Source organism: Paraglaciecola aestuariivivens (assembly GCF_052983255.1).
The window spans coordinates 294,135-314,248 of record NZ_JBRKBA010000005.1 but is presented as its reverse complement, the minus strand read 5'-3'; the positions used below and the strand labels follow the sequence as shown (position 1 = coordinate 314,248).

9 protein-coding genes are annotated in these 20,114 nt (G+C 41.7%); 7 read left to right on the top strand and 2 right to left on the bottom strand.

Translation table 11 applies throughout. The annotated features are described in order from the left end of the window. Positions 1 to 221 precede the first annotated feature (221 nt). On the bottom strand, positions 222 to 1,478 hold the full coding sequence (gene glyA, locus ACVCDT_RS10030) for a serine hydroxymethyltransferase (RefSeq protein ID WP_447132634.1): 1,257 nt from the start codon (positions 1,476 to 1,478) through the stop codon (positions 222 to 224). A 151-nt stretch (positions 1,479 to 1,629) separates the two neighbouring features. Then, positions 1,630 to 2,625 carry a Gfo/Idh/MocA family protein gene (locus tag ACVCDT_RS10025; protein ID WP_447132633.1) on the bottom strand — a complete coding sequence of 332 codons (996 nt, stop codon included), beginning with the start codon at positions 2,623 to 2,625 and terminating at the stop codon, positions 1,630 to 1,632. A 180-nt stretch (positions 2,626 to 2,805) separates the two neighbouring features. Here ACVCDT_RS10025 and ettA point away from each other — a divergent pair, with 180 nt between their 5' ends. The 7 genes from ettA to ACVCDT_RS09990 all read left to right on the top strand — a co-directional run bounded on the left by ettA (position 2,806) and on the right by ACVCDT_RS09990 (position 20,106). Continuing rightward, complete coding sequence (gene ettA, locus ACVCDT_RS10020) at positions 2,806 to 4,473, top strand: energy-dependent translational throttle protein EttA (RefSeq protein WP_447132632.1); 1,668 nt, start codon at positions 2,806 to 2,808, stop codon at positions 4,471 to 4,473. A gap of 90 nt (positions 4,474 to 4,563) precedes the next feature. After that, entirely contained in the window at positions 4,564 to 5,757 is a 1,194-nt protein-coding gene (locus ACVCDT_RS10015) for a methyltransferase (protein ID WP_447132631.1), read from the top strand. A 269-nt stretch (positions 5,758 to 6,026) separates the two neighbouring features. Next, positions 6,027 to 8,180 (top strand): S8 family peptidase, encoded by a 2,154-nt coding sequence (locus ACVCDT_RS10010; RefSeq protein ID WP_447132630.1) that lies wholly within the window; start codon positions 6,027 to 6,029, stop codon positions 8,178 to 8,180. A 378-nt stretch (positions 8,181 to 8,558) separates the two neighbouring features. Continuing rightward, positions 8,559 to 10,613 (top strand): S8 family peptidase, encoded by a 2,055-nt coding sequence (locus tag ACVCDT_RS10005; protein ID WP_447132629.1) that lies wholly within the window; start codon positions 8,559 to 8,561, stop codon positions 10,611 to 10,613. Positions 10,614 to 10,806: 193 nt separating this feature from the next. After that, complete coding sequence (locus ACVCDT_RS10000) at positions 10,807 to 15,348, top strand: hybrid sensor histidine kinase/response regulator (RefSeq protein ID WP_447132628.1); 4,542 nt, start codon at positions 10,807 to 10,809, stop codon at positions 15,346 to 15,348. Further along, complete coding sequence (locus tag ACVCDT_RS09995; protein ID WP_447132627.1) at positions 15,314 to 17,110, top strand: two-component system response regulator; 1,797 nt, start codon at positions 15,314 to 15,316, stop codon at positions 17,108 to 17,110. The genes ACVCDT_RS10000 and ACVCDT_RS09995 overlap by 35 nt, the downstream gene beginning before the upstream one ends. Further along, entirely contained in the window at positions 17,110 to 20,106 is a 2,997-nt protein-coding gene (locus tag ACVCDT_RS09990) for a sigma 54-interacting transcriptional regulator (protein ID WP_447132626.1), read from the top strand. Before ACVCDT_RS09995 ends, ACVCDT_RS09990 begins: the two co-directional genes overlap by 1 nt. Positions 20,107 to 20,114: the final 8 nt, after the last annotated feature.

The following is a 20,114-nucleotide window of genomic DNA, read 5'->3' as shown; positions in this document are numbered from 1 at the left end:
TTAAAACGCGCTTATTTTACAATTTTTTAGCAAATTTGATAGGGAAAAAACGCTAAGTATCAGTACTTAACATAGAAATAGTAGGCGAGGTTTAAATAACTAGTTAGATATTATTTGAGTAAACCTTAGTATAGCTAGTGTTTAACTAAGGTTTACTAAGCAAAGAGTAAAATCAACTAAATAACCAAGACCCCAATGAGCCTTGGTTAAATAGCAATCATTTAGGCATAAACAGGGAACTGTTTACACAAAATCACTACTTCTTTTTTGACTTTTTCAATCACAGATTGATCATTGATATTATCTAAAACATCACAAATCCAATGAGCCACCTGTTTGGCTTGTTCTTCTTTAAAGCCACGACGGGTAATAGCTGGCGAACCAATACGTAAACCACTAGTGACAAAAGGTGAGCGAGGGTCGTTAGGTACAGAGTTTTTATTAACAGTAATGTTGGCACTGCCTAGGGCCGCATCTGCATCTTTACCTGTGTATTCTTTACCAATTAGATCAAGCAAAAATAAATGATTGTCTGTACCGTCAGAAACCACTTTAAAGCCACGCTCTTGTAATACCGCCACCATAGCTTTGGCGTTCACTACTACTTGTTGTTGATACACTTTAAATTCAGGCTGTAGCGCTTCTTTAAAGGCTACCGCTTTAGCGGCAATAACATGGCACAGAGGTCCACCTTGATTACCAGGGAAAACCGAGCTATTTAATTTTTTATAAATGGCTTCATCACCACAGGCTGATAAAATCAAACCACCACGCGGACCGGCTAAGGTTTTGTGGGTAGTAGTAGTCACAACGTGAGCATGAGCAATTGGGCTTGGGTAAATACCCGCTGCAATTAAGCCAGCTACATGCGCCATATCCACTAATAAATATGCCCCAACTTTATCCGCTATCTCACGGAATTTTTGCCAGTCAACTATGCCTGAATAGGCAGAAAAACCACCAATGATCATCTTAGGTTTATGTTCTAAGGCTAATTCTTCTACTTGCTGCATATCAATTTCACCGGTTTCAGGGTGCAATCCATATTGAACAGCATGGTAAGTTTTACCAGAAAAGTTAACATGTGAACCATGAGTTAAATGTCCACCATGGGCTAGGCTCATACCTAATACTGTGTCTCCGGCATTTAATAGCGCCATAAATACCGCTGAATTAGCTTGAGAGCCTGAATGCGGCTGCACATTAGCATAGTCACAACCAAATAATTGCTTGGCGCGTTCAATGGCTAAATCTTCTGCTACATCAACATATTCACAACCACCATAATAACGCTTATGTGGATAACCCTCAGCGTATTTGTTGGTTAGTTGTGAGCCTTGTGCTTCTAAAACGCGCGGGCTGCAATAGTTTTCAGATGCAATCAATTCAATATGATGCTCTTGGCGTTGGTGTTCATTTTGAATGGCTTCGGCTAATTCTGGATCAAAATCAGCAATATTCATGTTACGTGTCAGCATCACTTTTCCTCAACATAAGATAAAAACGGGTTAGGCGTCCCTTAAATTTAGTGCGCATAGTGTAGTGATTTTGACTCATTTGTATAGTGACAAAGTGGCATGAGACACAACCAAAAGTTGTAACGCTAGATTCACAACAAAAAAACAGGGTCTATAGCTGTTCTATAGATACCGGAAATTGTAAGCCAATTTGTTGCCTTATACTGTCCATCACCTTTAATACCCCTATGCTGTCTTGATGCGACATACTAGAATGACAAGTTAAGCCTTGCTCAATAGCTTGCCCACATGCCTCAATTTGATATTCAAAACCATTTACCCTATGAGGCCAATCTATGCATTCAAGCATTTGATTATCTTGATAAATTTCAGCTTGGTTAGTATCCCAAAAATTAGCGGGTAAAATGGCAAAACCCTGACTGCCGACTATCCGCATGCTATTGCTCGATTGTGACTGCATAGAGCAACTAAATTGTGAATACCGACCCGAAGGATAAATAAGATTGGCTAATACCTGACTATCTACTTGCTGCTCAGTTAATTGGCCACAAGCTTGTATTTGGCTAGCTTGCTCTTGCAATAGAAATTGCGCAACAGAAATACTATAAATGCCTAAGTCTAATAATGCGCCACCTGCCAAATCAGCTTGGCTTAAGCGCGCTTTAGGACGAGTTTGAAACGCAAACCCAATATCTGATTGAATATATTGAATGTCGCCAATAGCCCCACTTTGCAGGCGCTGGCGCAATTGCCCTAAAGCTGGCATAAAACGACTCCACAAGCCTTCTTGCAGCAGCAAGCCCCGTTGCTCTGCAAGTTCAACTAAAGTCTGCATTTGTGCTGCATTTATAGTGCAAGGTTTTTCAATTAAAACATGCTTACCAGCCTCAAGGCACATTTTAGCTTGTGGATAATGAAAATTATGCGGGGTAGCAATATACACAATTTCAATGTCAGGATCGGCTAATAACAAAGCGTAGTCGTTATACTCTTTGGCTATTTGATACTGTTGCGCAAACTGCTTTGCTCGCTGGGAAGAGCGACTGGCCACAGCTAAAATCTTGGCTGACTCAACACTTTGCATAGCAGCGGCAAAGGTGTGGGCTATTTTACCAGGGCCTAAAATCCCCCAATTTAACGTTCGCATAAAGTTCCTTAGTGTGTAGTTAAGCTATTCACCTTTTACTCTGTCAGATAAAAATACTACCCTTTAATCTTAAATGTTGTGCCATTTTATTCGCATAATTAAGTGAAAATAAATTTATCTGTTTTACCCAGCTGGCCCAGTGAATTACACTAAGCGCAAATCAACAAACAAAAGACAGTTATGGCTCAATACGTATACAGCATGCTGCGCGTGGGAAAAGTAGTACCACCGGGTAAACACATTCTTAAAAACATCTCATTAAGCTTCTTTCCAGGCGCTAAAATTGGCGTATTAGGCTTAAATGGTTCGGGTAAATCTACCTTATTAAAAATCATGGCTGGGCTAGATACCGAGATCGAAGGTGAAGCCATTCCACAAGCCGGGTTAAAAATAGGCTATTTACCTCAAGAACCACAATTAGACGAAAGCAAAGATGTTCGTGGAAATATCGAAGAAGCGGTGGCCGATGTTGTACATGCCTTAGCCCGCATTGAAGAAGTATATGCGGCCTACGCTGAAGAAGGCGCAGACTTTGATGCCTTAGCCAAAGAGCAAGGCGAGCTTGAAGCAATAATTCAATCAAAAGATGGACACAACTTAGACAACGCCCTTGAACGAGCGGCCGACGCGTTACGCCTGCCCCCTTGGGATGCCGACGTGAGCAAGCTTTCAGGTGGTGAACGCCGACGGGTAGCCTTGTGTAAATTGTTATTAGAAAAACCAGAAATGTTGTTGCTGGATGAACCGACTAACCACTTAGATGCAGAATCTGTGGCTTGGTTAGAGCGCTTTTTACATGACTACGAAGGTACAGTTGTGGCTATTACCCACGATAGGTATTTCTTAGATAATGTAGCGGGTTGGATTTTAGAGCTAGATCGTGGCCAAGGTATTCCATGGGAAGGTAATTATTCTTCATGGCTAGAACAAAAAGATGCCCGTTTAGAGCAAGAAGAAAAAACCGAAAGTGCTCGTCAAAAGTCCATTAAAACCGAACTTGAATGGGTGCGTTCAAATGCTAAAGGGCGTCAGTCTAAAAGCAAAGCGCGTATGGCAAGATTTGAAGAAATGAGCACGGGTGACTACCAAAAACGCAACGAAACCAACGAGTTATTTATTCCACCTGGTGAGCGTCTTGGGGATAAAGTCATAGAAGTTAAAAACTTGAAAAAGTCATACGGCGATCGTTTATTAATTGATGATCTTTCGTTTAGCATGCCTAAGGGTGCCATAGTGGGAATTATCGGGCCAAATGGCGCAGGTAAATCAACTTTATTTAGAATGCTAAGTGGTGATGAACAACCTGATGCAGGCCAAATTGAATTAGGCAACACAGTACAATTAGCCAGTGTTGATCAGTTCCGCGATCACATGGATGGCAATAATACGGTTTACAAAGAAATATCTGACGATTCAGATATTACTCGCATTGGCAATTTTGAATTAAATAGCCGCGCCTATTGCAGCAGGTTTAATTTTAAAGGCACAGACCAACAGAAATTTATTAAAGATTTATCTGGTGGTGAACGCAACCGTGTACATCTAGCTAAATTGTTAAAAGCTGGCGGCAACGTGTTATTGCTGGATGAGCCGACCAATGATCTTGATGTAGAAACCCTGCGCGCCCTAGAAAACGCCTTGTTAGAATTTCCGGGTTGCGCCATGGTAATTTCGCACGACAGATGGTTCTTAGATCGCATAGCCACGCACATTATGGACTATCGTGACGAAGGTAAAATTAATTTCTTTGATGGTAACTACACTGAATATGCCGCTTGGCTAAAAGCCACCTATGGTACAGATGTAGTCGAGCCGCATAGATTAAAATACAAAAAAATCAGTAAATAAGCTGCTAAGCGTGTTGCTAACTTTTCGAGTTGCAACACGCTTTTTTACTGTGTGTAAATTTAGTTTCCTTCCCTTATTAACCAAGTTTGTATGTACCAGCCATTAGCCCAACAGTTTAGCCAGTTAAGTGCGGCCCTTACCGCCAATCAACACTATTGGCGAGGCGTCGCATTTTTTGACTTAAACCTGCCTTGGCTGACACAAAATAAAGCCTTAGCCACTGAATTATTTAAATTAACTTGGCCACAAATTGATGAACTAGCCAATGACGATACAGCCTTAATCAGTTTTCTAAATCGCTATATTGCTGATCTGGATAAAATCCATCAGTTATCAGCCGTTGAGCGCTTTAGTTCACGACATCAGATTACACTTTCGCCGCGCCAGCTAAGTGGTATGCCAGGAAGAAAACAACAACAAGTACAAGATTTTGCCAGTAAATTGAGTAAGCCCTATCAACCCACCTTAGAATGGTGTGCCGGCAAGTCACATTTAGGTTTTTATCTAACGCGCGCCTTTAAGCAACAACTCACCGCCTTAGAGTGGGATAGTCATTTAGTTGAGCAAGCAAACCAATATGCTAAACAAAACCAGCTTAAGCTTAGTTCGCACTTAGTGGATGTCATGCAATCCTCAGCTGCAGAGTTTTTACAAACTAAGCAACATGTAGTGGCTTTGCATGCCTGCGGTGAATTGCACGAACAACTTTTGCATCAAGTAGCTAAAAAGCAGCCTGCCAATCTTAGTTTAGCCCCATGTTGTTATCATAAACGCAGCGACGACCTCTACTCACCTTTATCTAAACTTGGCCGTCAACATGATTTAGTTTTAACCAAACAAGGATTACACACAGCTGTAATGCAAACAGCCACGGCTGGTGCAACTGTGCAGAGCCAGCGCAAAAAGCTGCAGATTATGCGATTAGGCTTTGATTATTTGCAGCGTGAAGTACGCCAATCTGATACTTACTTAGCTGTGCCATCGTTAAGTAACCAATGGGCAAAGGCCAGCTTTGCCGACTTTTGTCGACATTGCGCTGAACTAAAACAGCTTAACTTACCTAAACAACTTGATTGGGCACACTACCTTGCTTTGGCAGAAAAAAAGTTTCAGCAAGTATCTGCGTTAGATTTAGTACGCTTTGCGTTTAGACGCCCAACAGAAGTATGGTTGTGTTTAGACCGAGCCTTATATTTGCAAGAACATCAGTACCAAGTTGAAATTGGAACCTTTTGTTCGCCCCAGCATAGCCCTAGAAACATCCTGATTAAAGCCAAGCGATAATCTTTGCCCTATGAGTAAAAGCCTTTAACCAACCAACAGTTCAACCTCCCAGCGCCAATGAAAAAATTGACTGCAACCACCCCATAAAACACCTTCAAAATAACCATTCAAATATTTCAAACCAAACCATTCAAATATTTCAAACGGACAAATAATCATTTAAAAACAACAAGTTAAAATATGGCATAAGTATTGCCTTATTGGAGAGCGATAAACAAGTAAAAGCGTTTTTACTCAAGACTGCGTTTGAAACATAAAGGAATAGTATAGTGAAAGTTAAAATCTGTAATAACAAACTCGCTATTATAGCGGCGGCATTAAGCATCTCTGCTTTTCCTGCCTTTGCAGGTGACAAAGGAATTCAAGATCTTAATCTCGAACAAGTTGTGACTACCTTAGATGTACAAGAGTTAACCTCTAGCTTAGGGTTACCCAGACTACCTCTATTAGATAGTTTAATTAGACTTAACAACGAAGTTTTGATCCAAGGTAGTGATGTAGAGCTGCTTAAGCAACTAATTGACAAAATTGGTGGCGAAGTTACACATAACTTACCTCTTATTAACGGTATTGGGATCCGTGTTTCAGACTTGCAACTGCAAATTTTGCAGAAGTTACCAGGCATAATTACCGTAACTAAAAACGAAGCTGTCTTTACTTCTAGTGCGTTAGATCATTGTTTAGTCTACGGTAGCCACGTAGTTGAATTAACGGGCAACAAAATCCGTTGGAACCTATACAACGCCAGAGATAGTCGCGCTAACACCAAAAAAATGACCTTTTCTTGGCCAGAAGAGTTAGGCCAAGTGACTACTGTTAAGTTTGACGGCCGAACAGTATTCTGGAGCTTATTTGGACGTCAAGATGGCGAGTTAACCCTTGAAAAAGAAGACTTGCTAAGACACGCAAAAATTAATGCCTTTGATAGCGCTGAAGTAGAGCTTTCTTTTACTCGCTATAAAGCTGACAAGTTCCAGCAAGGCGATTTTTCAATGAATGTACAGTTTGAAGAAAACTGTAAACGCGATCTGGTTAAAGGCTACGACACCCAAGCCAATGTTAACGACAGCAACAGCTATTATGTGAACAACATAGGGGCAGATGAGTTACATCAGCAAGGGATCACTGGGCAAGATGTGACTGTTGCTGTTATCGACAGTGGAGCTTGGGCTAAACATAAGGCTCTGAAAAAAGATACTCATAACAAAAAGCGCATTGTCGCCGCTTATGATGCGATTAACGATGCTGAAGTAAAACCCAATAAAATGACCGATGAAAATAGCCACGGTACCCATATTACTGGCATTATTGCCAATAGTGAGCGCGCTATTATTAACGGTAAAAAACACGATTTTTACCAAGGTGTGGCACCAGATGTTAACTTAGTGGTGATCAAAGCATTTTATGAAGATGGACACAGCACTTATTTAGATGCCCTACGTGGTTTACAATATATTGCCGACAACCACGAAAAGCATAACATTCGCGTGGTTAACCTATCTTTTGGTGCGCCGCCTCGTTCCAACTATTGGGCAGATCCTATTAACCAAGCTGTGATGCAGCTATGGCAAAAAGATGTGGTAGTAGTTACCTCTGCGGGTAACACTGGTCCAAGCGCTATGACTATAGGTGTACCAGCTAACGTACCTTACGTAATAAGCGTAGGAGCCATAAGCGACAACTATACCCAAGACAACCCAAATGACGATACTTTGCTTTCATTCTCGTCACAAGGTCCTACTCATGAAGCCTTTATCAAGCCTGACTTAGTTGCGCCTGGTGGCCACATGTTTAGCTTGGCCAGCAAAGACATGTACGTACCTAACAAGTTCCCTCAATACATGATAGGTAATGATCGCTTTATTATGTCGGGTACTTCACAAGCCTCTGGTGTGGTAAGTGGTGTGGTGGCGTTAATGTTGCAAAACGACCCAAGCTTGTCTGCCAATGACGTAAAATGTCGCTTAATGAGCAGCACTACTATGGCTCAATTTAATGGCAAACTTGCTTATAGTCCTTTCCAGCAAGGGTCGGGCAGTATTAATGCGGTAGACGCTGTGTATTCAACCCGCTCTGGTTGTGCCAACAATGGCATGGATATCACTGCCGACTTAAGTGGTGAACAACACTACATGGGCGCAGCTCGCCAAGATGAAGATGGTAACTACTACATTAAAGGCTTCGAATTTGAAGTATGGGAAGAAGCCTTTATGTGGGATGAAGCTTTCATGTGGGACGAAGCCTTTATGTGGGATGAAGCTTTCATGTGGGACGAAGCCTTTATGTGGGACGAAGCTTTCATGTGGGACGAAGCCTTTATGTGGGATGAAGCCTTCATGTGGGACGAAGCTTTCATGTGGGACGAAGCCTTTATGTGGGACGAAGCGCACATGAACCAAGAAAACTTTATGCTGCAAGAATAACAAGCTTAGATAGATAACTGCCGACTTAGCTTGAGGGGCCCCTCAAGCTAAGTCGGCTTTTTTATGCCCGGTTTATTACTGGGTTTAAAAAAAAGACAAATTTAGATCCAAACTTTCCCTGCATATTTTACTTATTTGTGTAAAACGCCAAAATCACACCCACAATGAAAATAATGACCGCACCCATTACCACCACCCTTCAAAAATACCATTCAAATTTTACAATAAATACCAACCAAATATTTCACCACCCAAATAAAACCAACAAAAACAATAAATTACAACTTGGCACAAGCATTGCTATAAAGGGGTGGAGTTAACAAAATTGCTGTTTAATGGTTATCAACAGCCTAATGGGAATAGTGAAGGAATAAGATAATGAAACTAAAATTTAATCGTAAAAGTGCATTATTGCTGTCGAGCTTGATAGGCTTTAATGCCCTTTCATTCTCGGCCTATAGTGACGGTCTTTTAGGTTCAGTTACCGACGCATTAGCACCAGTGGTTGAGTTGAATAACCATGTATTAATCCAAGGTGAGGACATTTTAGGCCTTAAAAAGATCATGGAAAAAGTTGGTGGTGAAATCACTCACGAACTTCCTATTGTTAGTGGTCTTGGGGTAAAGGTCAGTGATGAGCAATTGGCTGCCTTACAATCACTGACAGATTTAATTAAAATCACCAACAACGAAGGCGTATTTTCTGCCAGTGCAACAGACAGCTGTAAAGTGTACGGCAGTCATGTAGTAGAAATGTCGGCCAATAAAATTCGTTGGAACCTTTATAACGCCAAAGATGAGCAAGCTAATTTATCTAAAATGGCATTTAGCTGGCCAACCGCTTTAGGCAATGTACGCTCGGTTAAATTTAACGGCAACAGTGTGTTTGTTAACTTAAACGAGCAACACACTGGTGAATTAGTATTAGATGCTCAAGACATTCCAGCTACCGCATTTTTAGATGGATATCAAGGCGCCACAGTTGAACTCGCATTTAGTAACAACGGCACTGAATATTACGCCCAGGGCGATTTCGACATGGAAGTGTCATTTAAAGAAAACTGTGGCCGTGAACTAGTTAAAGGTTACGACACCCAGGGAATAGATGGCGACACCAATAGTTATTATATAAACAGCATAGGTGCAGACCAGCTGCATGATAAAGGCATTACTGGTAAAGGCGTGACTGTTGCAGTAATCGATAGTGGCTTGTGGGCTGCTAACCTGGCATTAAGTCGCGATACTGCTAACAAAAGCCGGATCAAAGCCGCTTATGATGCCATTGAAGACGTCAATGTGTCGCCTAACAAAATGACAGATGAAAATATTCACGGTACTCATGTAACCGGCATTATTGCAAATAGCGACAACGCAGTAATGGGTGGACAAAAGCGTGACTATTACCAAGGTGTAGCACCAGATGTTAATTTAGTGGTGGTGAAAGCATTTTATGAAGACGGCCACAGTACCTACTTAGATGCCATACGCGGTATACAATTTGTGGCAGATAATCACAAAGCGTTAAACATTCGAGTTGTGAACTTATCTTTTGGTGCGCCACCTCGCTCAAACTATTGGGATGATCCGGTAAACCAAGCGGTTATGGCACTGTGGCAAAAAGATATAGTGGTGGTTACCTCTGCTGGTAATACTGGCCCTGCTGCTATGTCTATTGGTGTACCTGCTAACGTTCCTTATGTTATCAGTGTAGGTGGAACTAGCGACAATTACACAGCCGACACTAGCGACGATAAAATGCTAACGTTCTCTTCACAAGGTCCGACTCATGAAGCTTTTATTAAGCCAGACTTAGTTGCACCAGGCGGACATATCTTTAGTTTAGCCAGTGAAGACATGTACTTAGCCGCTAAGTTTCCACAATATATGGTAGGCAAAGAGCGTTATATCTTATCTGGAACCTCTCAGTCTTCTGGGGTGGTATCGGGCATAGTTGCGCTAATGTTGCAAAAAGATCCTAGCTTAAGTGCAAATGATGTGAAATGCCGCTTAATGAGCAGCACTACTATGGCACAAACCGCCAACGGTAAATTAGCCTATAGCCCATTCCAACAAGGTGCTGGTAGCGTCAATGCCGTCAAAGCAGTAGCCTCAACGCGCACTGGTTGTGCCAACAAAGGCATGGATATAGCAGCAGACCTAAATGGTGACAAACACTACATGGGTGCCGCTCGTAAAGATGAAAATGGTAACTACTACATCCAAGGCTTTGAATTTGAAGTATGGGAAGAAGCCTTTATGTGGGACGAAGCCTTCATGTGGGACGAAGCTTTCATGTGGGATGAAGCCTTTATGTGGGACGAAGCCTTTATGTGGGATGAAGCTTTCATGTGGGATGAAGCCTTTATGTGGGACGAAGCTTACATGTGGGATGAAGCCCAACTGATCCAAGAAAACTTTATGAAACAAGAATAAGTAACACAAGACCAACGCCCTTAGCCTAATAATCAGTGATTATAAAGCTAAGGGCGTTTTAATATGTTTTACATTATCCAACAGATGCAACATCTTGATTAATAACAAGAGATTGAAACTAGTTATAGGCTATTGGCTTCAATAAAGGATTGCGTTAATCTAGATTCAAATAAGACAAAGATGTCCACAATCTATGCAAAATAACGGAAAGTTTTGGTTAGTATTCTTGCTATTTTTTAGCCTTGCAAGCCAAGCAGCAAACAATCCCAACTTTAGTTTCTCCATCGCTGAAATAAGCAATCAACTCAATCAAAAAACTGCCCGCCAAATCTACCAAGACCAAACGGGTTATTTATGGGTAGTCACCCAAGAAGGTATTCACCGCTACGATGGTTACCAATTATTAAGCTTTGTGCATGAACCTCGTAACCCCAACTCTTTAAGCTCAGATAATGTTCGCACTATATTACAAGATAAAGCCCAACGATTATGGATAGCGACAGATGGTGGTGGCTTAAACTTATATAACTCAGCCAATCATACCTTTAGCCACTGGAAACAAAGCGACAACTTAGCCAAGTCACCCTTGTCTAATCAAATTCGTAGTATGGCGTTAGATAATGACGGTTATATGTGGTTAGGGTACAACAACGGCAAGTTCAGTCGCTTAAATCCAGACACTATGGACTTTAAACATTTTGACCCTCGCCAACTGCTACCTAGCCTAGACAAAGACGCCAGTATTACCGCCATAATAAACGATGGAAATCAACTATGGTTAGCCACAGATGGCAATGGTTTATTCAAATTAGATAAACAAAGCCTGACTTTATCTGCCTATAACTCCACTACAGAGCAGGTCTTTTTTAGTGACCAGCTCACTAATTTATTTATAGATATTCAGCAACGCCTTTGGATCAGTAGTAAAGATGCTGGCGTAAGTATGATGAATCCGCAACGCAATAAATTTACCCACTTCAAACAGCAAGAGAAACAACCAAACAGCTTGGCCGACAACCTTGTACACACTATTTATCAAGATCAAAAACAACGTATTTGGTTTGGTACAGACTCTGGGGCAAGTTTATGGAATGGTCGCGATCAATTTATTACCTTTAGCGTCGCACACGGGCTTAGTGATAAAAAAGTTCTATCTATCTTGCAAGATCCTTCAGGTCTAATGTGGTTTGGTACCTATCATGGGATCAACAAGACCATTGAGGTCCCTTTTGAGCATATTGAAAATGGATTAGCCAGCAAAGTGGTTTTAGGCTTTGCAGAAACCATTTCAACTAAAGGTGAACGTTCAATTTGGGTGGCCAGTTATGGTGGCTTAACTCGGTTAGACAGCCAAGGAAATGTGCTGCAAGTACTTAACGAAGACAGCCAACCAGCTCTGCGTGATACGCGTATCATGACAGCTCGCGGAGATAACAATATTTTATGGTTTGGCTCACGTGGTGGCGGCTTAGGTAAATTAAATGTAGATACTATGCAAATCGAGTATTTTGAGCATCAGGCTGATGACCCCACTAGCTTGAGTTTTAATGCTGTGACTAGTGTTTACCCTGATAAAACAGGTAATATTTGGGTTGGCACCTTTGGTGGTGGTTTAAATGTTCTTGCCGCTGGTACTAAAGAGTTTGTGCATTATCGTTTTGATGAAAACAATCCTAGAAGCATAAATAGCGATCGCGTCATAGCCGTTTATCAACTTATCGATGGCACTATAGTGGCGGGCACTGAGCGCGGCATCAATATGCTTGATCCTGTCAGACTAGACTTTGATCGAATTGAACATGATGCCAGCGATTTTGAAAGCTTATCTGCCACTATGGCCTGGGCTTTTTATCAAGATCCTAAAGCCCAATTATGGGTAGGTACTCAAGGTGGAGGCTTAAACAAATGGTTACCCCAAGATTTCAGTGCCTTAAACAATAAGTTTACCCGTTACAATAGTTTTAGTGGCCTACCTAGCAGCCATGTCTATGCCATTTTAGGGGATGAATCTGGGCATTTATGGCTTAGTAGCACAGCAGGCTTAACCCGCTTACATTCAGAAACTGGCGAAGTTCGGCATTTTGACGACTCGCAAGGCTTAAAATTTAATGAATTTAATTTTGGCGCAGGATTTAAAGACAGCCAAGGCATAATGTATTTTGGTGGGAATAGTGGCGTGGTTAGGTTTGACCCTGATGACATTAAAGACAGTGATGTGGTGCCCCCTGTTGTATTAGTGAGAATTAAAAAGTTAAATGAACAAGTTTGGTTTGATGTGCCTTATCAAAGCCTGCAAGAGCTGGAATTAGACTATAAAGATTATTTTATTTCTTTTGAATTTGCCGCACTGGATTTTAACTCTCCCAGTTTAAACTTATACAGATATAAACTTGAAGGTTTAGATCCTAACTGGATTGAATTAGAGCATAGACGCTTGGCTTCCTTTACTAATTTACCTGCCGGTGAATACGTACTTAAAGTGCAAGCCAGTAATAACCGAGGATTATGGAATACCAATGGCGTTTCCCTGCCAATCTCTGTGTTACCTCCCCCTTGGAAAACCCTTTGGGCATATAGCTTATATGCCTTAATTGCCTTATTAATCGTATTGAATTTTGTTTGGCGCTACCGTCGTAAACGTCAATTAGAACTACAACACTTACTCGAGCTAGAAGAAAAAGTCGCCGAAAGAACCAAAGAGTTACAGCATGCCAATACTCAGCTTGAACATGCGATGCAAGAAACCGAAAAGGCCAGAGAATTAGCCGAACAAGCCAGTAAAGAAAAAAGTGACTTCTTAGCTATTATGAGTCACGAAATACGTACCCCAATGAATGGCGTGTTGGGTATGACAGAAGTATTACTGAGCTCAGACCTTAAGCCTAAACAACAACATTTTGCGCAATTGGTGTATCGTTCGGGGCGCTTGTTATTAGACTTATTAAACAATATTTTAGATTTCTCTAAATTAGAAGCTGGAAAAGCTACTTTAGAATCTGTACCCGTTGATTTAGAAGCCTTATTAGAAGAAGTCTGTGACTTATTTAGCGAATCGGCTTACAACAAAGGCATACATATTAATGCCATACTCTCGGCAAAGCCGCTTCCTCAGGTTTACGCTGATCCAGCCCGATTAAGGCAAATTGTTGCCAATTTAACCAGTAACGCCATTAAGTTTACCGAGCGCGGTGAAGTGAATGTCAGCATTAAGGCTGTGCCTTGTCATAACCAAGCTTTGTTAAATAATGACCAAAATAAAACCTATTGTGGCTTTGTTTTTTGTGTGCAAGACACGGGTATTGGCATGGCCCCAGATAGACAACAAAAAGTATTTGAAATGTTTACCCAGGCCGATGCCACTACCACACGTAAGTATGGTGGAACCGGCTTAGGCTTAGCCATTTGTAAACAATTAACCGCCTTAATGGGCGGCAATTTAACTGTGCAGTCTAATTTAGGTGAAGGCAGCCGCTTTAGTTTAGAAGTGGACTTCCCAGTGTCTGAGGCTGCATTAGCCACTTTAGAGCCGATAGATAATTGCCCAATAGTGCATTTAGTTGACTTGCCTATGGGCTTAGGCAAAGCCTTAGAGACTATGTTAACTAAACTTAACATCAAAGCTGTGCATGTCTCGCGGGTGAAAGCTGAATTGGCCACAGCCAAAGAAGGCTTATGGATCAGTCAAGCTCAGCAGCAGCTGAGCATTCAGCAAGCCGGTATTGAACAAACTAAATGGATTTGTTTATTACCCACATCTCAATGGCAAGAAAACGATAAACGCAATATCTTACCTTTGCCTGTGCATTTAGGTGGTCTTCATCAAAGCCTTTGCCGTGCCTTAGGCATAGTCACAGATGCTCAAAAACGTCTGAAAGATGACCATAGAAATCATCCACAATTTAACGCCAATATTTTAGTGGCAGAAGATAGTCGTACTAACCAAGAAGTCGCCAAAAGCATGTTAGGTTTATTAGGATGTGACATTTGGATAGCCGATAACGGTGCCGAAGCGGTTGAACATGTTGAATTAAAACAACCAGACTTAATTTTGATGGATTGCCAAATGCCGGTTATGGATGGTTATGCCGCCACCAAAGAAATTCGTAAAAACTGGCCAAATATTCCTATTATTGCCCTTACCGCGGGAATGGGAGAAAACTTAAAAGAAGAATGTTTAGCCTCGGGCATGAACGATGTCATGTCTAAACCTTATTCATTACAAGAGTTAGAGCAAACCTTGTTACACTATTTGCCTATAGTTGAGGCAAAAGCAACGAGTAAGGGCGAAGACCATACTCAAGAGCCGCCAAAACCAACAACCGAGTCAGAGCAAAGTACAGCTCAGGTTTCTGACAGTTCAGAACAACAAGAAGAGCCAAGCTTGTTAGATATGAACACCATAGATACCTTATTAAACATTTCCCGAGATACTGGCAATCCAGTATTCGAGCGCGTTTTAGATGCCTTTGTGCAAGAGTCTGAAAAGCTGATGGCGCAGTTAAATCAAGAAGTTGCGAAAGCTGAGCTCAACAGCCATGCCTTAGGCGAAATCGCTCACGCACTTAAATCTATGGCAGGAAACTCAGGTGCCAAAGCTCTATTTGAGTTATGTAAAGAGCTCGAACAAAAAATGAAAGACACACAACTTGAGGGAACCGATACTTTAGTGCAGAGTATTCAAACAACATTAGCTATCAGTTGTGAAAAATTGGAGCAATTTAGACATGTCGAGTGAGAAAAAGATCCCTATATTGGTCTGCGATGACGACCTAACCGCTCGCATTTTAATGAAAGAGACCTTAGCCTCAGATACACTAGAGGTGCTAGAGGCTGAAAATGGTAAACAAGCTTTAGAACAATTTGAGAAACATCTGCCCGCCCTTGTGTTGCTAGATGTATCTATGCCAGAAATGAATGGCTTTGAAGTCTGCCAAGCCATTAGAGAGCATGAAAAAGGCAAACATATCCCTATTATCATGGTCACAGGCTCTGACGATTTACAGTCAATTCATAAGTCTTATGCTGTGGGTGCCACAGACTTTATTTCAAAACCGATAAAGTGGCCCATTTTAGGGGAGCGAGTAAAGTATATCTTGCGTGCCAGTCAGGCATTCGAAGACTTAGTTACTCAGCAACAAGAACTCCATCAATTAGCCTTTTATGACAAACTAACTGGCTTACCTAACCGCCAGTTTTTAATGCAAGATCTACAAAGGTTTTTAGCCATGGCTAGGCGCAATGATTACCAAGCCGCCATGTTGTTTATTGACTTAGATAGGTTTAAACGCATTAACGATACTATGGGTCACAGCTACGGCGATAAGTTATTGCGCAAAGTGGCGTTACGACTGCAAGCCAATTTACGCGACAGCGACTTATTTGCCCGAACGCATTCAGAAAAAGCTGAAGAAGAAACTACCCAATTGTCTAGTTTTGGCGGCGATGAATTCACTATATTTTTAAGTCGATTAAACGATCCTAATGAAGCCATGTTAGTAGCAGAAAGGGTAATACGTAGTTTTAGTACTCCTTTTCAGTTAGAACAATTTGAGGTGGTGATTACTCCTAGTATTGGTATTTCTATGTTTCCTCACGATGGGGAAAATGCAGAAACCTTGCTTAAAAATGCCGATACCGCCATGTATTTTGCCAAAGAATCTGGACGTTGTTGTTATCGTTTTTACCAAGATTCTATGAACTCTAAAGCCGCCACCCGTTTGCAACTTGAACAAGACTTACGTAAAGCTCTAGATAACCAAGAGATAGTGCCCTTTTATCAGCCTCAGGTTTGTGTACAAACGGGGCGAATTGTAGGCGTTGAGGCCTTAGCTAGATGGGTAAGACCCGAAAGTAGACCTATTTATCCAGATGAGTTTATTCCCATTGCCGAAGAAACTGGCATGATCATTAAACTTGGGCAACAAATTTTATTCCATGCTTGTCAACAAGCCAAAGCTTGGTTAGACCTAGGGCATAAAATTAGGGTGGCGGTGAATGTATCTGGCCATCAATTTAAACAACCCAGTTTCCCTCAAGTGGTTCAAGATGCCCTTAAAGAATTTGAGATCCCTGCATCTTTATTAGAATTAGAACTCACAGAATCAGTGATAATGAGTGATGCAGCAGAAAATATAGCCCGCTTGCAAGAGCTTAAAGCTTTAGGCGTTACCCTAGCGGTAGATGATTTTGGTACAGGGTATTCTTCGTTAAGTTATTTGAAAAAATTTCCCATCGATATACTTAAAATTGACCGCTCTTTTATGTGCGACATTAATTCTGAACCAGATGATATTGCCATAGTTGAAGCGATTTTGGCGTTAGCAGAAAGCTTAAATCTAGGAGTCATAGCCGAAGGCATAGAATACAGTGGGCAAATCAGCACCTTACAAACCACTAAAAACTTGTTGTTACAAGGCTATTTGTTTTCGCGCCCTGTTACCGCTGAATTTATATCGCCTTTATTAACCCAAGACTTTAACCATTTGATGCCTCAATAATGCCAAATACACCAGCACTCATGGATCCCAAAGCACCGATGCCCAACACTATTAACTTGTACATAGACGAGTTAAACCAAGCCCTACAACCTGAGCTGGATAGCTTAGTGGATGCTTCACGCTTTGATTTGCAATTAATCAGCTTAGAAAATTTAGCTCAACCTTTGGCTGGTGTTCCTATCTTAATTGCCTGTGAGAATGCAGCAAAGGCCAAGCAGCTTAGTCAACAACATCAATTAGCCAATCAAACAGTATATTGGCTACTAGCTTCAAACACACAGGCGTCCGCAGAGCTGCAGTCAACTTTGCACCAAGTGATAGATTGGCGCGCGCAAGGGGTGCTTAATTTATTGTGCCAACAGGCCACCTTAGCTCAACAAAAACAACACTCAGAACATAAATTAGCCTTATTAAGTGACTGCCTTGGCCAGTTGTCTGTCACCTTAGATCCTAAGGGCAATATAGTTGATATTAATAGTGAATTTTTAGCTATTCTGGCAGAGCAAAAGGTGGTGGGTAAAAACTGGCTTGAGTGTTTAGATATTCCTTCTAATACTGCCAAAGCCCGCATGCAAGAGGTGTTAAGCAAACTAGGTAAAACTCACTCCATGACTAGGCTACCGCCCTTCCCTATTCAATTAGGCAATAGGGTTTTGATGGTCGACGGTTTTGTTGGCCCTTTACCTAAAGAAGAAAATTTACTGATTTTACGCCAAGTGGCGAGCTGGCACAGTCATGAGTGGTTAGAGCAAACTAAACAGCAAGGCACAGCTGTGACGCTGTTACTGATCAACCCCGATGATTTTGCGCAAATTAACGCCAAGCATGGTCGCGAAATAGGCGATCAAATCTTAGCTGAAATCATTCAAAGTATGACTGATATGTTAAGAGGTGACGATTTTGCCAGCCGCTTTAGCGGTGCGGTATTTGCCGCCCATTTACCTGATACCAACGAACAACAAGGCCAAACGTTAGCCGCACGTATGCTGCAAATGTTACGCAACAAACGTTTTACTAAAAAACGATTAAGCCTAGCATTTAGTTTTGGTTTAGCCTCCCTTGAAGCCGATGAGCAACTTGGCGAACAATCCTCTCTAGAGCTTTTTCGCAGAGCCAACGCGGCGTTACAAGCAGCGCGAAGTGTAGGCGGTGGAAAGTTAGTTAGTTGGAAACCTCAGTTTGACGCTAACATTTTAGCTAACCTAGACCGCATGAGTGGAAAGTTTTCTGAAGCACCAAACGAAGACTTTAGGCTGATAAATTTACAATGGGATATTATACGCCTAATAGGCAATACCCATTCGTTGCAGACATTTTGTGCGCAAGTGTGCCAATTATTAAGCAGCGGCCTACAAAGTGAATACACTGGGCTGTTTGCGGCTCAAGGCAATCAATTAAGTTTACTGTCGAGTAGTACCGAGCTAGCCGACCTTGATGCGCAGGTAATTCAGGCTTGGGTTCAGCATAACCTAGATACTAATGCCCTGAATAACCAGCCTATTCAACCCAAAGCTAAATTAGGCTCCTCTTACCCTGTAGTGTTGCCATTAAGCACTAGGGGCCAATGTTTAGCTGTATTAGTGTTATCTTGGCCAGAAACCCAAACCCAAGAAGCACAAAAATGTACTGAACAATTGCTGCAACTTGCCCCTAACCTAGCTGCAGCGCTCGATCGTATTATGTTACTTGAGCAGGATAAAAACCGCGTCACAGTAGTGGATAAAACTGACTCACAAAGCCATGAACTGTTATTTGAGTCACCTGCTATGCGTACATTAATGCAACAGGTTCAGTTGGTGGCTCCTACTGATGCTTCAGTGTTAATTATTGGAGAATCGGGTACGGGTAAAGAAGTGATTGCCCAACAGATCCACAATTTAAGCCTAAATCCAGATAAACCTTTTATAACAGTAGATTGTTCAACCATAGTTGAGCATTTGATCGAAAGTGAATTATTTGGACACAGAAAAGGCGCCTTTACTGGGGCCACCCATTCACAACCAGGCAAAATAGCCCAAGCAGACGGCGGCACCCTGTTTTTAGATGAAGTGGGTGAACTGCCACTAGATATTCAATCAAAACTATTACGTTTTGTGCAAGAAAAAACCTTTATTCCTGTGGGTGACCAGCGCGTGAAAAAGGTGGATGTACGTTTAGTATTGGCCACCAATAGAAACCTCACTCAAGAAGTGGCAGAAGGACGTTTTCGTGCAGACTTATTCCACCGAATCAACGTATTCACCTTAAATTTACCGGTTTTGAACGCTAGGGATGGCGACCCTTTATTATTGGCTCGCCACTTTTTAGCGAAATTTAGCCGTCAATACAAAAAAGACATCCAAGGGTTTTCAGCCCCAGCCATAGAAAAAATATCTACTTATAGCTGGCCGGGTAATGTACGAGAGCTGCGAAACTGTATTATGCGCGCGGTGATTATGTGCGCAGGACCATTCATTGAGCCTGAGCATTTAGTGGTGCAAGAAACTAACCACACAGCAACAACTAAGCCGCCCGCCCCCCAAACGACACAAGTGAGCCAGCACAGCAGTCAATCTAGCTTTAATGTATCCAATGAATTTAGCGCACTGTTAGAAGAAGTGGTGGCCATTGCGAGTCATCAAAGTCCCTCGTTTTCTGTCAGTCATTGGCTAGAAAAACAATGGTTAAACCAATGCTTAGAAAAGTGGGGCAGTTTATATCAAGTTGCGCAACAACTTGATCTATCAGAATCAACTCTACGTCGACGCTTTGCAAAGTTAAATGAACTAAGCTTTGAGCATCAAGGTCTTGCTCCACTTACCGAACAATGCCAACTTTGGTTGGCTGATAAGTTACACAACCACTTCCATGCACAACTTTGGCCAAGCATTGAAGGCTGTCTACACCAAGTTGTATTTGAGCAAGACACCAGTCAACAGCACAAAGCTAAACTACTTAATGTTACCCAGCCAACTTTACGTAAAATCATTAAGCAAGCACAACTCAATGCAAGCTAGCTCTCAGG

Coding starts and splice junctions, on each gene's coding strand:
- ACVCDT_RS10005 (WP_447132629.1), top strand. CDS start 8,559: ATGAAACTAAAATTTAATCGTAAAAGTGCATTATTGCTGTCGAGCTTG.
- ettA (WP_447132632.1), top strand. CDS start 2,806: ATGGCTCAATACGTATACAGCATGCTGCGCGTGGGAAAAGTAGTACCA.
- ACVCDT_RS09990 (WP_447132626.1), top strand. CDS start 17,110: ATGCCAAATACACCAGCACTCATGGATCCCAAAGCACCGATGCCCAAC.
- glyA (WP_447132634.1), bottom strand. CDS start 1,478: ATGCTGACACGTAACATGAATATTGCTGATTTTGATCCAGAATTAGCC.
- ACVCDT_RS10000 (WP_447132628.1), top strand. CDS start 10,807: ATGCAAAATAACGGAAAGTTTTGGTTAGTATTCTTGCTATTTTTTAGC.
- ACVCDT_RS10025 (WP_447132633.1), bottom strand. CDS start 2,625: ATGCGAACGTTAAATTGGGGGATTTTAGGCCCTGGTAAAATAGCCCAC.
- ACVCDT_RS10015 (WP_447132631.1), top strand. CDS start 4,564: ATGTACCAGCCATTAGCCCAACAGTTTAGCCAGTTAAGTGCGGCCCTT.